The sequence below is a fragment of the Ruegeria sp. THAF33 genome, from assembly GCF_009363615.1.
Lineage (GTDB): Bacteria > Pseudomonadota > Alphaproteobacteria > Rhodobacterales > Rhodobacteraceae > Ruegeria.
The window spans coordinates 2,914,960-2,928,311 of sequence record NZ_CP045384.1; the positions used below are offsets into that span (position 1 = coordinate 2,914,960).

Annotated in this window: 13 protein-coding genes; 6 read left to right on the forward strand and 7 right to left on the reverse strand. The window is 59.4% G+C overall.

Annotated elements, in window-relative coordinates:
* Positions 1 to 66: 66 nt before the first annotated feature.
* On the reverse strand, positions 67 to 1,152 hold the full coding sequence (locus FIU92_RS14610; RefSeq protein ID WP_152459303.1) for a polyamine ABC transporter substrate-binding protein: 1,086 nt from the start codon (positions 1,150 to 1,152) through the stop codon (positions 67 to 69).
* Between the two features lie 140 nt (positions 1,153 to 1,292).
* Between FIU92_RS14610 and FIU92_RS14615 the strand changes: the two genes are divergently transcribed.
* Together FIU92_RS14615 and FIU92_RS14620 are read left to right on the forward strand one after the other, a co-directional pair.
* Positions 1,293 to 1,976: a GntR family transcriptional regulator gene (locus tag FIU92_RS14615; RefSeq protein WP_152459304.1), complete on the forward strand. Its 684-nt coding sequence runs from the start codon at positions 1,293 to 1,295 to the stop codon at positions 1,974 to 1,976.
* Positions 1,977 to 2,053: 77 nt separating this feature from the next.
* Positions 2,054 to 3,451, forward strand: coding sequence for an aspartate aminotransferase family protein (locus FIU92_RS14620; RefSeq protein WP_152459305.1), 1,398 nt, complete (start codon positions 2,054 to 2,056; stop codon positions 3,449 to 3,451).
* A gap of 54 nt (positions 3,452 to 3,505) precedes the next feature.
* Here FIU92_RS14620 and FIU92_RS14625 read toward each other — a convergent pair whose 3' ends face one another.
* Both FIU92_RS14625 and FIU92_RS14630 read right to left on the reverse strand, forming a co-directional pair.
* Positions 3,506 to 4,822: a lytic murein transglycosylase gene (locus FIU92_RS14625; protein WP_152459306.1), complete on the reverse strand. Its 1,317-nt coding sequence runs from the start codon at positions 4,820 to 4,822 to the stop codon at positions 3,506 to 3,508.
* Positions 4,823 to 4,884: 62 nt separating this feature from the next.
* Positions 4,885 to 5,598, reverse strand: a complete 714-nt coding sequence (locus FIU92_RS14630; protein WP_152459307.1) for a YafY family protein — start codon at positions 5,596 to 5,598, stop codon at positions 4,885 to 4,887.
* 85 nt (positions 5,599 to 5,683) lie between these two features.
* Between FIU92_RS14630 and FIU92_RS14635 the strand changes: the two genes are divergently transcribed.
* Positions 5,684 to 6,382, forward strand: coding sequence for a glutathione S-transferase family protein (locus FIU92_RS14635; RefSeq protein ID WP_152459308.1), 699 nt, complete (start codon positions 5,684 to 5,686; stop codon positions 6,380 to 6,382).
* Positions 6,379 to 6,765, forward strand: a complete 387-nt coding sequence (locus FIU92_RS14640) for a DUF1801 domain-containing protein (RefSeq protein WP_152459309.1) — start codon at positions 6,379 to 6,381, stop codon at positions 6,763 to 6,765. The genes FIU92_RS14635 and FIU92_RS14640 overlap by 4 nt, the downstream gene beginning before the upstream one ends.
* On the opposite strand, the gene rnr is transcribed toward FIU92_RS14640, so the two are convergent.
* Genes rnr through dapE form a run of 3 tightly spaced genes read right to left on the reverse strand, consistent with a single transcriptional unit; the run spans position 6,756 to position 10,780 of the window.
* Positions 6,756 to 9,014, reverse strand: a complete 2,259-nt coding sequence (gene rnr / locus FIU92_RS14645) for a ribonuclease R (RefSeq protein ID WP_152459310.1) — start codon at positions 9,012 to 9,014, stop codon at positions 6,756 to 6,758. The genes FIU92_RS14640 and rnr overlap by 10 nt on opposite strands.
* Before the next feature lie 47 nt (positions 9,015 to 9,061).
* Entirely contained in the window at positions 9,062 to 9,637 is a 576-nt protein-coding gene (locus FIU92_RS14650) for a TIGR04282 family arsenosugar biosynthesis glycosyltransferase (protein WP_152459311.1), read from the reverse strand.
* Positions 9,638 to 9,640: 3 nt separating this feature from the next.
* The gene (gene dapE, locus FIU92_RS14655; protein ID WP_152459312.1) at positions 9,641 to 10,780 is read right to left on the reverse strand and encodes a succinyl-diaminopimelate desuccinylase; all 1,140 of its coding nucleotides are present in this window, start codon (positions 10,778 to 10,780) and stop codon (positions 9,641 to 9,643) included.
* Positions 10,781 to 10,990: 210 nt separating this feature from the next.
* Between dapE and FIU92_RS14660 the strand changes: the two genes are divergently transcribed.
* Positions 10,991 to 12,049, forward strand: coding sequence for a transporter substrate-binding domain-containing protein (locus FIU92_RS14660; protein WP_152459313.1), 1,059 nt, complete (start codon positions 10,991 to 10,993; stop codon positions 12,047 to 12,049).
* Here the strand turns inward: FIU92_RS14660 and FIU92_RS14665 are convergent.
* Positions 12,046 to 12,390, reverse strand: a complete 345-nt coding sequence (locus FIU92_RS14665) for a hypothetical protein (protein WP_152459314.1) — start codon at positions 12,388 to 12,390, stop codon at positions 12,046 to 12,048. The genes FIU92_RS14660 and FIU92_RS14665 overlap by 4 nt on opposite strands.
* 338 nt (positions 12,391 to 12,728) lie before the next feature.
* Between FIU92_RS14665 and FIU92_RS22825 the strand changes: the two genes are divergently transcribed.
* Positions 12,729 to 13,226 carry a hypothetical protein gene (locus FIU92_RS22825; protein WP_172978503.1) on the forward strand — a complete coding sequence of 166 codons (498 nt, stop codon included), beginning with the start codon at positions 12,729 to 12,731 and terminating at the stop codon, positions 13,224 to 13,226.
* Positions 13,227 to 13,352: the final 126 nt, after the last annotated feature.

Sequence of the window (13,352 nt, forward strand, 5' to 3'; positions counted from 1 at the left end):
CGCATGGTCAGTTTGGACAATAGTGCGGCGGGGCGATCGCCAGACCGCCCCGCGCTTTTGACCGGATCAGGTGCCTGACTTGATCTTGGTCCAAAGACGGGTCACGACCCGCTGTGTCTTCGCGGGGTACGGAGTCGTGATGTACAGGTTCTGCATCGTGGCTTCATCCGGATAAATTGCCGGATCGCCGATCACGTCTTCCTCAAGAAATTCCTGAGACGCCTTGTTGCCGTTGGCGTAGTACACGTAGTTGGACGCAGCAGCCATGTTGTTGGCATCCAGAATGAAATTCAGGAATTTGTGCGCACCTTCCGGATTCGGCGCGTCGGCGGGAATTGCCATCTGGTCGAACCACATCAACGACCCTTCTGCGAACGGGTGGTATTCGATGTTCACACCGTTGTCGGCTTCGGCCGCGCGGTCCCGCGCCTGCAAAATATCACCGGACCACCCCACGGCTACGCAAATATCGCCATTGGCCAGCGCGTTGATGTATTCCGAACTGTGAAATTTCTGGATGTAGGGGCGAACGCTTGTCAGAACGTCTTCGACCTTCTTGATCACTTCCGGGTCATGGCTGTCGGGGTCTTCACCGATGTACTGCAAGGTCATCGGTATCATTTCGGCTGGCGCATCAAGGAAGTGAACGCCACACGAGGCCAGCTTTTCCATATTCTCCGGCTTCAGAACCAAATCCATGCTGTTCAGGGCCACATCGTCACCCAAGACTTCCCTGACCTTGTCGACGTTCACGCCGATGCCCGTCGTTCCCCACATGTAGTTGATCGAGTAGGCATTGTTCGGATCATACCCTGCGGTACGCTCCTGAATCACGTCCCACAGATTTACCGCATTCGGCAACTTGGCCATGTCCAGTTCCTGAAATGCGCCCGCCTGAATCTGGCGTTGCAGGAATGTGCCCGACGGCACCACCACATCGTATCCCGAACCACCGGCCAGCATCTTGGTTTCCAGAACCTCATTGCTGTCGAACACATCGTAAATCAGGGTCAGACCGGTTTCTTCCTCGAATTTGCTCAGCAAATCTTCGTCGATATAGTCAGACCAGTTGTAAACACGCACCTCTTCGGCGAATGCCGCCGAAGTCCCCAATGCGATGACCGCTGTCATGGTCAGCGTTTTGATTGTCATATTCTTCTCCCTGCAAGTGTACGGCTATTTTCCCGTTTTTTTGGATTTGATCAAGTTTTGCGTTTTTCCTCGATCCAGCGTATGGTTTCACGAGGTCTGTCACCTGACAAGTCAGGGTTAGTCGAAATGGGAAGAACCAATTGGATTTGATCAAAAATAAGGCATCTGCGTCGACAATCGACAAAGGGAAACAGCCCGCGCATGAGCAGGTTTATCAAACGCTCAGATCACAGATCCTATTCGGCGAATTGGTTCCGGGCCAGCCTGTCACGATCCAGGGCCTGACTGATTCGCTGGGTGTTGGCATGACACCGGTGCGCGAAGCCATCCGCCGGTTGATCTCGGACGGGGCATTGGTGTTCCAGGGCAATCGGCGTGTAAGCGTGCCGCTGCTGTCCCCGGGCGATATTCAGGAAATGATCTTTGCCAGAACCTCAATAGAATCAGAGCTTTCAAGGCGCGCGACGTCGAATTTGCAAGCCGAGGACATCGATCATCTCGAGCTGCTGGATACCCATTTGGACCGTATGATTGCCGACGGGGATGTGGGCGGATATCTGCGCCTGAACCAGGCGTTCCACGAAACGCTGTACTCTCATGCAAACGCACCGATTCTCAGTGATCTCGCCGAAAGGCTTTGGTTGCGGTTCGGCCCTTCGCTGCGTGTCGTGTGTGGTCGATTCGGGACTCAAAGCCTGCCGGATCGGCACAAGGATATCATTTCAGCCTTGCGCGAAGGCGACGCCGAAAAAGCGGCAAAGGCAACGGCTCAGGACATTGAGCAAGGCATGGAATTGATGTCGGACGCCCTGACTTCCGCTTAACTCAGCCTGATTCGATTGACAGCGATGAATTTGATCATATTGTGATCCGCAACCGCGTTCTTGTAGGAGATTCTCCGATGTCCACCATAACCAACCATATGCCGACCGCCGAGTTGCAGGCGCTGGATGCGGCGCATCACATCCATCCTTTCTCGGCCAATGGTGCGCTGGGGCAGGAAGGGGCCCGCGTGATTACACGCGCCAGCGGGGTTTACCTGACCGACAGCGAAGGTGAGGAAATTCTGGACGCAATGGCAGGTCTTTGGTGCGTCAACATCGGTTATGGCCGCGATGAGCTGGCCGATGTCGCGGCGCGTCAGATGCGCGAACTGCCCTACTACAACACCTTCTTCAAGACGACCCATGTGCCGGCAATCGCACTGGCGGCCAAAATCGCCGAACTGGCACCAGGTGATCTGAACCATGTCTTTTTCGCAGCTGGCGGGTCCGAGGCAAACGACACCAATATCCGCCTCGTGCGCACATACTGGGCCGAGAAGGGGCAGCCGGACAAAAACATCATCATCAGCAGGAAAAACGCGTATCACGGGTCTTCCGTCGGGTCGGCTTCGCTGGGCGGCATGGCAGGCATGCACGCGCAGGGCGGCATTCCGATCCCGAACATTCACCATATCAACCAACCCAACTGGTGGGCCGAAGGCGGCGACATGTCGCCCGAGGAATTCGGCCTGGCCCGCGCGCGCGAGCTGGAAGAGGCCATACAGGAGCTGGGCGAGGACCGTGTCGCGGCCTTCATCGCCGAGCCGGTTCAGGGTGCAGGCGGCGTGATCGTGGCGCCCGATACCTACTGGCCGGAAATTCAGCGCATCTGTGACAAATACGATATCCTGTTGATTGCAGACGAGGTGATCTGTGGGTTCGGCCGAACCGGCAACTGGTTCGGATCGCAAACCGTGGGCATCAAACCGCATATCATGACCATCGCCAAGGGGCTCAGCTCGGGCTATGCGCCGATCGGCGGGTCCATCGTGAATGACGAGATCGCCGAAGTGATTGGCGGGACGGAATTCAACCACGGGTACACCTATTCCGGCCACCCCGTCGCCGCCGCCGTGGCGCTTGAGAACCTGCGCATTTTGGAAGAAGAGAAGATCGTCGAGCATGTGCGCGATGTTGCCGCCCCCTATCTGAAACAGAAATGGGAGGCGCTGGCCGATCACCCGCTGGTGGGTGAGGCGAAGATCGTCGGAATGATGGCCTCCATCGCTCTGACACCTGACAAAGCCAGCCGCGCCAAATTCGCGTCCGAGCCCGGCACGGTCGGCTATATCTGCCGTGACCGTTGCTTTGCCAACAATCTGATCATGCGTCATGTGGGCGACCGCATGATCATCTCGCCGCCGCTGATCCTGACCCCGGCGGATATCGACGAGATGTTCGTGCGGATTTACAAATCTCTGGACGAAGCACAGGCGGAAATCATCGCGCAGGGGCTGATGAAAGCCGCATCCTGAGTTCAGAAAAAGGCTTCTACAAAGGGGCGGCCCGTCTGGGTCGCCTCTTGTCGTTCACCGCAGCCGCTCCAAAAGTGTCGCAGTTGGATAGCCGTCCGGCACCAAACCCTGCGCCAGTTGGTAGGCGCGAACCGCATTGATGGTATTCGGCCCCGTACGCCCATCGATACCCTTTGTATCGAACCCCGCATTGGTCAGGCGGGTTTGCAGCTCTTTCTTCTCGGTGAAGCTCAGCGCCCGCTCACCTCGGGGCCAGTCGGACTGAAACGGTGCGCCACCCGCAAGCCGGTCGGACAGGTGCCCGATACCGATCACGTAAGCGTCGGCCCCGTTATAGGCCTCGATCACGCTGAAATTGTCGAAAATCATCAGCGCCACACCCTGCCCCCCGGCGGGCAAAAGGATTGCGGCTTGCCCGTGATCCGGGACCGGTTTGCCGTCACGCCCCACCACGCCGCGCGCCGCCCATTCTGACGGCAGCAGGGTGTAGTCCCGTTTGGCGGTGGCATAGTCGAACCCTTCGGGCAGGAGCACCTCGACGCCCCAGGGCTGCCCCTTTTTCCAACCGTGCCGCGCCAGATAGGACGCGGCCGAGGCCAGCGCATCCGTCGGATCATCCGACCAGATGTCACGCCGACCATCGCCATCGAAATCAACCGCGTGATCCAGATACGAGGTTGGCATGAACTGCGTGTGCCCCATCGCACCTGCCCAACTGCCCAGCATGTTTTTGGCGCTGACATCGCCTGCCTGCACGATCCTCAGGGCGGCGATCAACTGCGTTTCAAAGAACTGCGCCCGCCGTGCATCAAAGGCCAGTGTCGCCAAGGAACTCAGCGTCCGGTTGCTGCCACGATAAGAGCCGAATGATGTTTCCAGCCCCCAGATTGCCGTGACCACTTCCTTTTCAACGCCATATTCCGCCTCGATTTGCTGCAACACCTGCCGATATCGTTGCATCGCGGCACGACCATTGGAAACGCGCATGTCCGAGACGGCGGAATCCAGATACTCCCAGATCGGTTTCGAAAATTCAGCCTGATTGCGGTCTTTTTTCAGGATGTCCTCGTCAAAGATCATGTCCGAGAACACCCTGTTCAATGTTCTTTCCGATATACCCTGCTGCTTCGCGCGCTCCTGAAACGCGCCGAGCCAGGCCTGAAACCGTGCGGTCACGGCCGCGGACACCCGCAAAGCCTCAACCGCCGGGCGCGGGACCGGACGGATCGAAACCGCCACATCCGCCGAGACCAGCTGTATCGTTTTGCCGGACACTGCACTGTCTGGCCAAGTCGTTTTTTCTGATATGTCCGCCTGCACCATGGATGCCCACAATGCGACGGTCATGACGCCGCCTACGCATTTTTGCATTCCGATTTTTCCTGATTACTGCTCGACCTCAGAGTAGCGCAAAATCGGCGAATCACAAAGTCTCAGGCACCCTCATCGCGTTCTTGCGCGTCGTGCGCTGCGCGGATTTGCGCCAAAACTTCGCGCAGCATGGGCACCCGGTTCGGTCTAAAGCTTTGATCTGTCACGGACATGTCTTGCATGCGATCCAACCGGAAGACGCGAAAATCCTGTCTCAGGTGGCACCAGCCGAGCAACACATTTGATCGATCCATATAGACGATGCTCAGCGGGTTGACCCGTCTTTGTGTGGCATCGCCTTTTGCGTCCGTATACGAGAACTCGATCGCGCGTTCGTCCCACGTCGCCTGCCGCAAAATGGCCACGTCGATGGTCGGCGCGGGCGGGCGATTGAACCGCGTTGCCGCCAGAACCGCGTGGCTCAGCCGATGGGACTGTCGCTGTGGCAATCGCCCCTGCAATTTCCGCAGGGCGGCGCTGGCTGCATCTGACAAGGCCGGGTCACCAATCACCTGAACTTCGCGCAGGCCAAGAACCAGGGCCTCAAGCTCGTCATCGGTGAAACCCAATGGCGGCAATGTGGCATCTTCGATCAGGGTGAACCCAAACCCTGCCTCACCGTCAATAACGGCCCCCAGACCACGCAGCGCGTCAATATCCCTGTGTATCGTTCTGGCAGACACACCCAGATCCTGCGCCAGTTGTTCAGACGTTCTGGGCGATGGGCCAGAACGCAGGGCTTGCATCAGTTGGAACAATCGGGCGGTGCGGGACATGATGAACACTAACCTATCCCTAATGACAAAAACTGTCATCAGGCCGGTTTACTCATTCGGCACGTCAAAAACACGGAGCCATGCGATGCTGACCCTTCTCACCTATCCTTCCGCCTTCGGACTGTTCAGCGCCAGTCCGTTCTGCGTCAAGACAGCCTTGATGCTTCAGCACTCCGGTCAAGTCTGGCAGCGTTCGGACATGCTTGACCCGCGCAGGATGCCGCATCAAAAACTGCCAGTGCTGCGCACGCCAGAGCGGTTGATACCAGACAGCGATCTGATCCGCGATTGGCTGGAACAGAAGGGGGCGGAGTTCGATCAGGGGCTTTCGGATGTGGAAAAAGCGCAATCCCGCGCGCTGGTACGAATGGCCGAAGAGCATCTGTATTTCCACATCGTTCTGGACCGCTGGGGCAATGACGAGGTCTGGCCGATCCTTCGCGAAACCTTTTTCACTGGAATTCCGGCTCTGATCCGAAAGCCGGCGTCCAATGCGATCCGAAAATCCGTTCTGAAAGGGATCACGTCACAAGGGATCGGCCGGTTCTCGTTGCCCGAGCGCATGGACCGGGTCGAACGCGATCTCGAGGCGATCTCGGCCCATCTGTGGCAATCCCGCTTCCTGCTAGCGGATCAACCGACTTCAGCAGATATGAGCGTCGGCCCGATGCTCGCCGCCATGCGCGCAACACCTGCCGATACCCCACTGACCCGCAGGGTCAAACAGGATAATCTGTTGAACAGTTACGTAGACCGGATGGAACAGGCGATACCGATTGCATGAAACCTTTTGATGACCCCTCGGTCGCCTCGGCCTTTGAAGCCATGCCCCCGCAAGCACGCGCGGGGGCCCTGGCGCTTCGCGATCTGATACTGAATACAGCAGAGTCTCTGCCCGCCGCCAATCCATTGCGAGAAGAGCTGCGCTGGGGCCAGCCCGCCTATCTTGCCCCCAAAGGATCAACGATCCGACTGGGGGCTCACAAATCCGCGGATTTCGCACTGTTCGTGCACTGCCAAAGCCGATTGATCGGTGATTTCACCACGGCCTTTCCGGGCGAGGACCGGATTGACGGGAACCGGGCCATCCTGTTCGATGACCCGCGCCAGATCGATGAAACCCGCCATGGCTGGCTGATTGCCCGGGCGCTGACCTATCACCTTTGACGTCGCTTGCGTTCGACCTTGCGCTTGATCTTGTCCTTCTTGCGTTTGGTGCTGGCGGCCTTGCGTCGCGTCGACCGCTTGGCGGGCCCGCGCCCGCGCGGCAGCGCCTGATCGTCGATGGACAGCAGCTCCAGCTCCAACCCGCCGGTCACAGGTGTCGCCTCGGTCAGCCGCACCGTGACCCGCTGGCCGATGGCGATGATCAGCCCGGAATCCGAGCCCATCAGCGTTCCGGCCTCTCGATCAAAATGAAAGAATTCGCGCCCCAAAGACCGCACCGGCACCAGGCCATCCGCGCCCGTTTCTTCCATTTTCACGAAGGCCCCGAACCGGGCAATGCCACTGATCCGACCGGTGAATTCGTTGCCCACACGTTCGCTGAGATAAGCCGCCAGATAGCGGTCGGTCGTATCGCGCTCGGCCATCATCGAGCGGCGTTCGGTATCTGAAATATGCGTGGCCGTTTCTTCGAGCCGGGCAATTTCGTCCTCGGTCAGCCCGTCCTTGCCCCAGCCATGGGCCGAGATCAGCGCCCGGTGCACGATCAGGTCGGCATAGCGCCGGATGGGCGAGGTGAAATGCGCGTAGTTGCGCAGCGCCAGCCCGAAATGGCCGAAGTTTTCCGGGCTGTAATAGGCCTGCGCCATCGACCGCAAGGTGCTGAGATTGATCAGCTCGGCATCCTCGGTGCCGGCGGCGGCATTCAGCAGCGCATTCAGGTGACGGGTCTGGAGCACCTGCCCCTTGGCCAGATTCAGCCCGGCGGCCTGCGCCGTCTCGCGCAGGCTTTCCAGTTTTTCGGGCGCGGGTTCTTCGTGCACCCGGAACAGCAGCGGGCTGCGCTTGGCGATCAGCGTCTCGGCGGCGGCCACGTTGGCCAGGATCATGAATTCCTCGATCAGCCGGTGCGCGTCCAGCCGGTCACGGAAAGCCACGCTTTCGACCTCGCCCTTGTCGTTCAGCACGATCTTGCGTTCCGGCAGGTCCAGCTCCAGCGGCTGGCGATCAACACGGGCCTTTTTCAGCGCGGCATATGCAGCATAAAGCGGTTTTAGAACCGACTCCAGCAGCGGGCCGGTCCGGTCATTGGGGGTGCCGTCGATGGCCTCTTGCACCTCGGCATAGTTCAGGGACGCGGCCGAGCGCATCAGCCCGCGCACGAACCGGTGGTCGATCTTGTTGCCGTTTGCATCGACCCGCATCCGCACCGCGATACAGGCGCGCGGCACGCCTTCGTGCAGCGAACACAGATCACCTGACAGACGGTCGGGCAGCATCGGCACGACGCGGTCGGGGAAATAGCTGGAATTGCCGCGCTTGCGCGCCTCGCGGTCCAGCGCGGTGCCGGGCCGCACATAGGCGGCGACATCAGCAATGGCGACCCAGATGACGTGCCCTCCGGGGTTCTTGGGATCATCGTCTGCATGGGCATAACAGGCGTCATCATGATCGCGCGCGTCCGAGGGATCGATCGTCAGCAAAGGCATATCCCGCAGATCCTCGCGGCCTTTCAGGCCGACAGGTTTGGCCTTGTCGGCCTCGGCAATCACCTTGTCGGGGAAATCATCCGGGATGCCGTGCTGATGGATCGCAATCAACGAAACGGCCTTGGGCGCAGTCGGGTCGCCCAGCCGTTCTACGATACGCGCGCGTGGCAGACCCATGCGGTTTTTCGGCCCGGCTTGTTCAGCCTCGACCAGTTCGCCATCCCGGGCGCCCAGCGCAGCGCCTTCGGCCACCAGCCATTCGGTCGATCCGGCCTTGTCGATCGGCACGATCCGCCCGCCTTCAGCCCCTTTGCGGAAGATACCCACGATTTTACGAGGGTTCGTCCCGATACGGCGGATCAGGCGGGCTTCGTAATTGTGATCTTCTTCATGCACCACGGTCAGACGAGCCAGAATGCGATCACCTTCGCCCAGCGCCGGGTCGCTGGCGCGAGCAATGATCAGAACGATGGGCTCGACCCCCTCGCCATGCCATTCCAGCGGCCGCGCGAACAGGTCGCCATCGGCATTCGGCGCCTTTACCTGCAACACGCTGACCGGCGGCAGGCGATCCGGGTCGCGGTAACTGCGCTTGCGCTTCTCAAGATGGCCTTCGGCCTCAAGCTCTTTGAGGATACGTTTCAGATCAATCCGATCCGCGCCCTTGATGCCAAAGGCTTTGGCGATATCGCGTTTCGAGGTCAGGGTGGGGTTCGCCGAGATCCAGTCCAGGACCTCCTGCTTGGTAGGGATGCGAGTCATACGTCCGGCCTAGCACGCGTTTGCGACCGCGTCATGACCAAAAAGCCTCAGGGTTCAAGATCGGCAACCGTATCCACATCGCGCAGCTGATCAAGCAATGACACCCGACCGCCAGAAATCGAGGCCAGCGTGTCAGCCAATGCGTGTTCTGTCGACCAGCGCACGTTTTGGAACAGACTTGCCGGCAAGGCCGCATATCGTTGCGCGCCGACCAGCCAATAGCCACCATCCGGTGCTGGCCCAAACACCATCTGAGAACGCCCCAATGCGTCGAAAGCACGGGCAATATGGCGGCGCGAAATGCCCGGAATATCCGCACCGATCAGACAAACCGGCCCCTTGGGCATCCCGCGCAGCATCCGCCCCATGCGATCCCCCAGGTCCCCACGCCCCTGCGCGGCGCGCGGCAGGTCCGCAGGCCATACCCGGCTGTTCAGACCCTGCTGATCGGGTGAGACGGCCAAAACGATACGCCAGCGGGGATCACGCAGCCGCCGGATCAAGGACTGGGTCTGGTGCCGAAACCACCACGCCGCCGCGACCATGCCGATTTCTCGCCCAAGCCGCGTTTTGACGCGGCCCGGTTGAGGTTCCTTCACCATGATCACCAATGTGCGCTGCATGGATCAGGCGAAATAATCGGTCAGGATACGGCTATAAATCGATTTGAGTTGCTGGATCTGGGCCACCTCGACGCATTCGTCGACCTGATGCATCGTGCGACCGACCAGACCGAACTCTACAACCGGGCAATGGTTCTTGATGAAACGCGCATCCGACGTACCACCGGTCGTCGAAAGCTCGGGCGATGCGCCTGTTTCCGCCTCTACCGCTTTGGCCACCAGATCCGACAAGGGCCCCGGCGGGGTCAGAAAGCTTTCGCCTGAAATCTTGATTGCGACATCTATTTCAACGCCGAACTGAGCGGCCACCTCATCTGCTTCCGACTTCAGCCAGTCGCTCAGGCTGGCCCCGGAATGCAGATCATTGAATCGAAGATTCACTGTTCCCTTGCACTGCGCCGGGATTACGTTGGTGGCCGCATTCCCGGTGTCGATTGTCACCACTGCCAACGTCGACGCATCGAAGTGGTCCGTGCCCTGATCCAGTTCGTGCCCCGCCAGCCGATCCATCAGCCGCGCCATGGCTGGCAACGGGTTTTTGGCACGATGCGGATAGGCCGAATGCCCCTGAACACCGGTGATGGTAAACCATGCAGTCATCGACCCGCGACGGCCGATCTTCATCATTTCGCCCATCTTGTTCGGGCAGGTCGGCTCACCCACCAAACAGACTGACATATGTTCATCCGCGCCGTCCATGTAATCCAGCAAAGCGGTCGTGCCATCCAGCGCGTCGCCTTCCTCGTCGCCGGTGATCGTCAGGATGATGGCTCCGTCAGGCGGGGTGTCGCGCACGAAATCGATTGCCGCCGCCGCAAACGCCGCAACGCCGGATTTCATATCCGTTGCCCCACGCCCATACATCACACCATCCCGTATTTCGGCCCCGAAAGGCGGCATCGTCCACGCGGCCTCGTCGCCGACCGGCACAACATCTGTATGGCCGTTGAACCCGAAACTGCGCGGATGGCCTTTCTGGCCCCATCGTGCGAACAGGTTGCTGACGCCACCACGGTCGACACGCGTGCATTCAAACCCCGCATCCGCCAGCACCGATCCCAGCAGAACCAGCGCGCCACCTTCGGCAGGTGTGACCGATGGGCAACGGATCAGATCGGCTGTCAATTGGACGGGGTCGGTCATGCAATGGCCTCTGGAACTGTATCTTTCGCGGGTTCGCGCACAGATTCAACGAATTGGCCGGTTTTCCAACCCCAATTCGCAAAAATATCGTTGCGACCAAATGTGCAGATATCAAAGCGACACCCTAACAAATCATGGCGGTTTACCCGGCGACCATCTTGCCGCCCGCTGCACAATCGCGTTACAGGGCCGCGAAACAGGTGAATGAAAATGAAGCGCGCATTCTTCGCACTGATCTGCCTGACTTTCGCCGTCCTCGCGCAGCAGAGTATGGCGCAGTCTCTCACGGTTACGACGGTGACCCGCCCCCCGTTTTCCTATGTCGAGGACGGTGCGGAAACCGGCTTTTCGATGGATCTGCTCGCGGCGCTGGCAGAGGCGCTGAACTGGGACTATTCCGTCAATCGGGTCGATTCCTTTTCGGAGATGCTGGGCGCGGTCCGGGATGGATCTGCGGATCTTGCAGTTGCCAATATCTCGATCACCGCGCAGCGGGAAACGCAAATGGACTTCACCCAGCCGATCTTTGAGGCGGGCCTGCAAATCATGGTGCCATCGGAAGCCGCGCGCCAGCCGTCGCTGCTGCATGCGTTGCTCTCAAAAGAGTTGTTCATCGCCATCGGCCTGGCCTTCGCCATTCTGTTGGGCGGCGGCATGCTGATGTGGAGCTTTGAGCGCCGCGCCCAACCCTATTTCGACCGCAAGCTGAACGAAGCCTGGTTTCCCTCGTTCTGGTGGGCGCTGAACCTTGTCGTGAACGGTGGTTTCGAAGAGAGGATGCCGCGCACGCCATTCGGCCGGCTTCTGGGTGTCGTTCTGGTTGTTTCGTCACTGTTCATCGTGTCCGTTTTCACGGCCCGCATCACGTCGGTCATGACCGTGGAGGCGATCACGGGCAGCGTGAATTCGGTGAACGACCTGTATGGCAAGAGTGTCGGGACAATCACGGACTCGACCGCGGCAAGTTTTCTGAACCGGCGTGAGATTGAATTCACCGGCTATCCCGGGCTGGAGCAGATGCTGGATGCGTTCGAGGCCAAGCAACTTGACGCTGTGGTCTTCGATGCACCGATCCTGTCCTACTATGCGGCCCATGAAGGCCGGCGAATTGCATCGATGACAGGCGGCGTCTTCCTGCGCGAAAACTACGGTATCGCTTTCCCGACCGGGTCGCCTCTGGTCGAGGATGTCAACCAGGCCCTGCTTTCGTTGCGTGAAGACAGAACTTATGACGAAATCTATCGCAAGTGGTTCGGTACGCGGAACTAGGTCTGCGGCTCGTCTCCGAAGAAGGGTGTCATCTGCGCGACGATCACGGCGTTTTCATCCAGCGCGCGCTGCATCAGGGCACGTTCGTCGGGTTCGATCTCATGTCCCTGTGCCTCACGCTCGGCCAGGGTCCCGTAGCCGGTGACATCCAAAGGCGCGGTGTCGGCCTGCTTCAGAATAGCCACCGTCTCGCGCACGGCCTCGGCTTCGTCCACGCCGCTGGCATAACAGATCAGTGCCGCCCCGGTCGCACCGTCGGGCAGCCCGTCTCCATCCTTGCGGCCGATCTGGACCAGAAGGGTATAGACTTGCTGACGCGAGGGCTTCTTTTGCTTTTCCATGGGCCATGCATTACGCGCGGTGTTTTGAAGGGTCAACTGCTTCCATCGATCCAGGCTTTGAGGCCAAGATCTTCCGCAGCCCGCTGCCTGGCCTTTAGGCCCTGAGGACTTGCAGGAATGCGACTCAGCAAAGCCCTTTTCCCGTTTTCGCCCAAAAATTGAGCAGTGCTCGAATTCGATTCTCCAAGTTGAATCGGGCACATTTTTGCCACATTTGAGTCGTGATTCTAGCCATTTTCTGCTGAGTTCGACGCGTTTCCCGCCTTTTGCAACGATGAAGACAGGCCATCTCTACGCTGGAGCCACTGCGAAAGTCATTTTTTTACAGGAGAATTAAAATGAGTGTTCTGTCCAAGTTAATGATGACGACTGCAAGTGTGATTGCGCTTTCCGGAGTACCTGCTGTCGCTGTGCTGTCGTTTGTGACGCCGGGTGCGGCGTACGCTCAGGACGGCGGCGGCGATAACGAAGGCGGCGGCGACAACGAAAGCGGCGGCGACAGCGAAGGCGGCGGCGACAACGAAAGCGGCGGCGACAGCGAAGGCGGTGGCGATAACGAAAGCGAAGGCGACAGCGAAAGCGGCGGCGATAACGAAAGCGGTGGCGATAACGAAAGCGAAGGCGACAGCGAAAGCGGCAGCGATAACGAAAGCGAAGGCGACAACGAAAGCGGCGGAGACAGCGAAAGCGGCGGCGATAACGAAAGCGGCGGCGATAACGAAAGCGAAGGCGATAACGAAAGCGAAGGCGACAGCGAAAGCGGCGGCGACAACGAAGGCGCGGAAACCAATGCTGAAAACTCAGAAGTTGACGCTATGCAGGGTGAAAACCGCTGACCCACAAAGGGTGATCCTCTGAGATGAGCCTCATGCTCAGGACAGGTTTTGGTCGGGGTTCGGCCTCACCTTGAACGACACCCCAAAATAATCGAAAGGCCGGAGCGGGTCTGCTCCGGCCTTTCT